Annotated in this window: 3 protein-coding genes and 1 rRNA gene; 2 read left to right on the top strand and 2 right to left on the bottom strand. The window is 51.7% G+C overall.

Annotated features, from left to right (window positions below):
• Nucleotides 1-22 precede the first annotated feature (22 nt).
• Together rrf and D5269_RS16880 are read left to right on the top strand one after the other, a co-directional pair.
• Nucleotides 23-139: ribosomal RNA gene (rrf, locus tag D5269_RS16885) — 5S ribosomal RNA — on the top strand.
• A 253-nt stretch (nucleotides 140-392) separates the two neighbouring features.
• Nucleotides 393-755 (top strand): DUF4234 domain-containing protein, encoded by a 363-nt coding sequence (locus tag D5269_RS16880; RefSeq protein ID WP_016317982.1) that lies wholly within the window; start codon nucleotides 393-395, stop codon nucleotides 753-755.
• A 169-nt stretch (nucleotides 756-924) separates the two neighbouring features.
• Here D5269_RS16880 and spoIVA read toward each other — a convergent pair whose 3' ends face one another.
• Together spoIVA and D5269_RS16870 are read right to left on the bottom strand one after the other, a co-directional pair.
• A complete protein-coding gene (gene spoIVA, locus D5269_RS16875) occupies nucleotides 925-2,403 on the bottom strand; it encodes a stage IV sporulation protein A (protein WP_120487111.1) in 1,479 nt (492 codons plus the stop codon).
• A 33-nt stretch (nucleotides 2,404-2,436) separates the two neighbouring features.
• Nucleotides 2,437-3,972 (bottom strand): SPOCS domain-containing protein, encoded by a 1,536-nt coding sequence (locus tag D5269_RS16870; protein ID WP_158605058.1) that lies wholly within the window; start codon nucleotides 3,970-3,972, stop codon nucleotides 2,437-2,439.
• Nucleotides 3,973-4,267: the final 295 nt, after the last annotated feature.

Below are 4,267 nucleotides of genomic sequence, written 5' to 3'. Positions count from 1 at the left end.
ATTCCCGCACGGGTCACCAAAGGCTGGTGTTTATTACGTTGAGGATCCACCTGTTCCCATTCCGAACACAGTAGTTAAGCTCAACAGTGCCGACAATACTTGGCGGGTGACTGCCTGGGAAGATAGGTCTATGCCAGCTCTAAGAGCAGACATTACAAGATGTCTGCTCTTTTTTTAAATTTGAAGCCGATTAACTCACTGATTCGTTATCTAATTAGGATGGAAAATTCTCCATGGAATGGCTATTGCGCGGACGGATGAAACGTGTTAAAATGGCAATATGGTCAAAACGCTTGAGTTGAGGAATTTACCTTCAGGAGTGGAGATTTTCGATTATCACGCGATTTGATGATTCAGAACAAGCCGGTAGGTACCGGGGAAAGAGGTAAGCGATGTATATTCAAAACAGAAGTATCCCGATGGTAATTATTCTATCAATTGTTACATGTGGTATTTATTTTTACATCTGGATTTATCAGGTCTCTTTGGAGATCAATAATACGTTGGGTCACTCTCAGGAGAGTGCCGGACTGGAAGTGCTTTTCTCGATCCTTACATGTGGGATATACACCATCTATTGGTTTTATAAATACGCCAAGAAACTGGTTACCCTTTCGGAAAATATGGGCGCTCCGGTGACCGATAACAGTCTTGTTTGCCTGCTTTTGCCGATTTTCGGTCTACAGGTCGTATCGCAGGGAATCATGCAATCCCAGATCAACATGCTGGCGGATGGAATGCAGCCGCGGGTTTAAGGTTAAGACAGCTTTTTATTGCAGCGTCATTTTCTATGGGGATCATATTTTTATGGTCCCCATTTCTTTGTTGATTTTCGCGGAATGGGGAAACGGCATAGCTTGAAAGCTATGCCGTTTTTTGGATAACCATTCCGTTTTTGTATTCGAGGCCATGGAGCGGCGCTCCTTAGAGAATAATGCAGATCAGCCCGGTACATCCGTCGTTAATGATCCGCTCGATCGTCTCTTGGAGCTTCATTCGTGCATCTCCAGGCATTCGGTATAATTTGTTGTGCAGGCCCTGGTTGACCAACTCGTGCAAGCTGGTCCCGAAGATATTGGATTCCCATATCTTTTGCGGGCTTTCTTCAAATTCATGGAGCAGGTAGTGCACCAGTTCTTCGCTCTGTTTCTCTGAGCCAACGATCGGGCTGACCTCGGTATTGATATTCGCCGCCATCATGTGGATACTGGGTGCGCTTGCTTTCAGCCGTACCCCATACCGGCCCCCCTGCTTGACGATCTCTGGTTCTTCGAGTGTGAGTTCCTCAAGCGATGGCATCACGATTCCGTAGCCGGTTGCAGCCACTTCATCGAGCGCAGACTTGACCTTGTCATATTCCCGCTTCACAGCGGCCAGCTCGATGATGCAGGGCAGCAATGCGGATTCATCCGCGATTTCCAGACCGGTCGCCTCGCCTAAAATTCGGTAGAACAGCCCGCTTTCCATGTCGAGGGTAATCTGTGCGCAGCCGCTTCCGAGATCGATGTTTTCCATCAGCACCCGGTTGACGTGTTCACAATCGCCGAGGGTAAGCAAGCGGTTTTTGAGCTGCCCAATATGTTCTACCCCGCTTGCTGCCTCGCGGATACTGTCATAAAGAGAGGTTTTTAGCCAATGGCCCGATTCGAGTGAGGTGATCCATCCCGGCAGCGAAACAGCGACCTCCTGCACCGGGAACTGGAAGAGTACGTCGGTCAGGATGGTACGGATGTCGGTTTCCTCCAGGTCGAGACAGTTGACCGCAACCACTGGCACCTCATATCGTGATTCCAGCTCAGACTGTAGCGCAACCGCCTGCGGTGCACGTGGGTTGGCGCAGTTTAACAGGACGATAAATGGCTTGTTGATCTGCCGCAGTTCGGAGATCACCCGCAGTTCGGCTTCCTCGTATTCCTGGCGAGGAATTTCGCTGATGCTTCCGTCGGTGGTGACCACCAGTCCAATGGTTGAATGCTCGTTGATAACACGCTGGGTGCCGATCTCAGCAGCAAGGTTGAAGGGGATCTCCTTCTCGAACCAGGGGGTCACGACCATACGCGGCTGGTCATTTTCGATGTAGCCGAGTGAGCTGGGGACGATATACCCCACACAGTCGATCATCCGCACGTTGAGGGTTGCACTGTCCGCCAGTGAGATTTTTACCGCTTCCTCCGGGATGAATTTTGGTTCGGTGGTCATGATCGTACGTCCTGCCGCTGACTGCGGCAGTTCATCGGTTGCCCTCTCTCGTGCAAACTCACTGCCAATGTTCGGGATAACGAGCGTCTCCATAAACCGCTTGATAAAGGTCGATTTTCCGGTGCGCACCGGGCCGACCACCCCTATGTAAATATCGCCTCCGCAGCGCTGGGCAATATCCTTGTAAATGCTGTGTGTTTCCATGTTGTCCTCCTTTTCCGGCATTTTATGGCGTGATTATTTCATCGGGATCAGCAGCATCGTCTTTTCGCCAATGACACCGCCTTCAAGCTGGTTGCCCTCCCGGATCGCTTCGACCGAAGTGTTGTACCGTTTGGCGATCTCCCAGATCTGTTCCTGTTCCCCCGCGTAATAGAGGTAGAGCAGATTTTCCTGACGGGTTTTAGGACGGCTCTCGTCCACTGCTACATCGCAGAGCACATTTTTCCGGTACTGGCTGTAAAGGCTGCCGCGTATTTTGATCCCACAGCGCACCTCGATCTTTTCATGCCCTGACAGGGTGAATGCTGCGGTATCCGCCCGCACAGCGGGCGCAAATACCACGGTTTCGACCGGTCCATTGATCGCGACCTTATGGGTGAATTCGCGGACCTGCTCATGATAGGCTGCCGAACCTTCCTCGTCACAGGCGAACATGCAGATGGTGAGCCTGCCGGAGACAACCGCACAGTCTGGCTCAATGCGGACAGTTGCCGCGCCCGCGGCACACCAGAGGTCGATGATGTTCCGAATGCCGTCGGGCAGGTCAATCGACTCTTTGTAGGTACAGGTTTCTGAAACCACATCAAGCAGCTTGAGGAATGGGAGCTGTTTCTGGCTCTGCTTGCACTCATAGAGGGTGGAGTAACAGTCGCAGCAGGTGTCCAGTTCGACCCGCCGGTGAGCGCATACACAGGCGTTTACTGCGGCTTCGAGCGCGAATACCCGGTTTTCACCGTCGCTGTTGCGCTTTGGGGACACATCCAGCCCGCAGACATCGTACCAGATATTACAGACACATTCCTCGTCCACGCCTTCAACATCTACCACCTGGCTGACCGGAATCGCATATTCCATCAGTTCGAGCTGTTTGGGATCTTCCTCACACTGGTAGATGATCCGGACGGAAAGCTCTCCTTTGGTGACCACCTTGCCGCTGATAACCTTATAATCGCTTACGTCAGCGGATGCGGTGTAACGGATGATATTGCCGATTGCGGGCTTGCCATAGCCGAGTTCTAGTTCTTCCCGCACCGAAAGCTGACGCGCCGACTGGGGCAGAAGCACTGTATTTTCAGCGCGGTCACTGCAGAACTGCATACCCGCCCCATCAGCGCCGCAGACGATCTGTTCTTCGCACAGGCTGCTCACCCGCGCCTGGATACTGACTGCTCCGCGCATATCCAGCCGGCGAGGGCTGACCGCCCGGCAGTTGAAATAGTCGATGCTCTGGGTGACATGGACCGACGGGCTGGCAGGTGAACTGCGCAGCTCGATCGTTTTGGTATAGGGGATTTTATATTCGGCATGCCGCAGGCATCCGTCCTCGCTTAAATAGTAGAGGTGGACAACCGCCATCCCATCCACCGTCAGCTTTTCCCCGCTGACAGGTGCCGAAAGCAGGGATGGTGAAACCTCACACCGCAGAATTTTCTGAATATCCGGGCAGTAGTCAGGCAGCAGTACGTCACACTCAAGCGGCTGCTCGACAGCGCCGCTATAGACCGCTTCGTTTACAGTCACCGTTTGCCTTTGCAGATTCAGTTCCATCATATTGACCCTCTCCTTCTGTTTGCTACCACAACTATATGCCCACCTGTCCGCAATTATGCGGGAATGCCTGTTCCACTCTCCGAAAAATGCCGTTTTTTGCCGCGAAAAACATTGACAAAAAAGCTGATAAACACCCGGCAAATTCTCCTTATATGCACAAAATTTATTTTCAGAACCGGATTTCAACTCGGAAAACATTGACAAAAATTTAGGCTGTAGTATACTAGGGCTTGTTTGAAAAATAGTGAAGGCTGAGCTAAATCAACAAAATAGCGATAGCGGCAATGTAAACGAA

The sequence above is a fragment of the Anaerotruncus sp. 1XD42-93 genome, from assembly GCF_009917605.1.
In the GTDB taxonomy this organism is placed as follows: domain Bacteria; phylum Bacillota; class Clostridia; order Oscillospirales; family Ruminococcaceae; genus Anaerotruncus.
The sequence above is the reverse complement of the archived record's forward strand: the minus strand, read 5'-3'. Positions and strand labels throughout refer to the sequence as shown.

Excerpts from the sequence above, each read along its gene's own strand:
- D5269_RS16880 (WP_016317982.1), top strand. The coding sequence starts at position 393 with ATGTATATTCAAAACAGAAGTATCCCGATGGTAATTATTCTATCAATT.
- spoIVA (WP_120487111.1), bottom strand. The coding sequence starts at position 2,403 with ATGGAAACACACAGCATTTACAAGGATATTGCCCAGCGCTGCGGAGGC.
- D5269_RS16870 (WP_158605058.1), bottom strand. The coding sequence starts at position 3,972 with ATGATGGAACTGAATCTGCAAAGGCAAACGGTGACTGTAAACGAAGCG.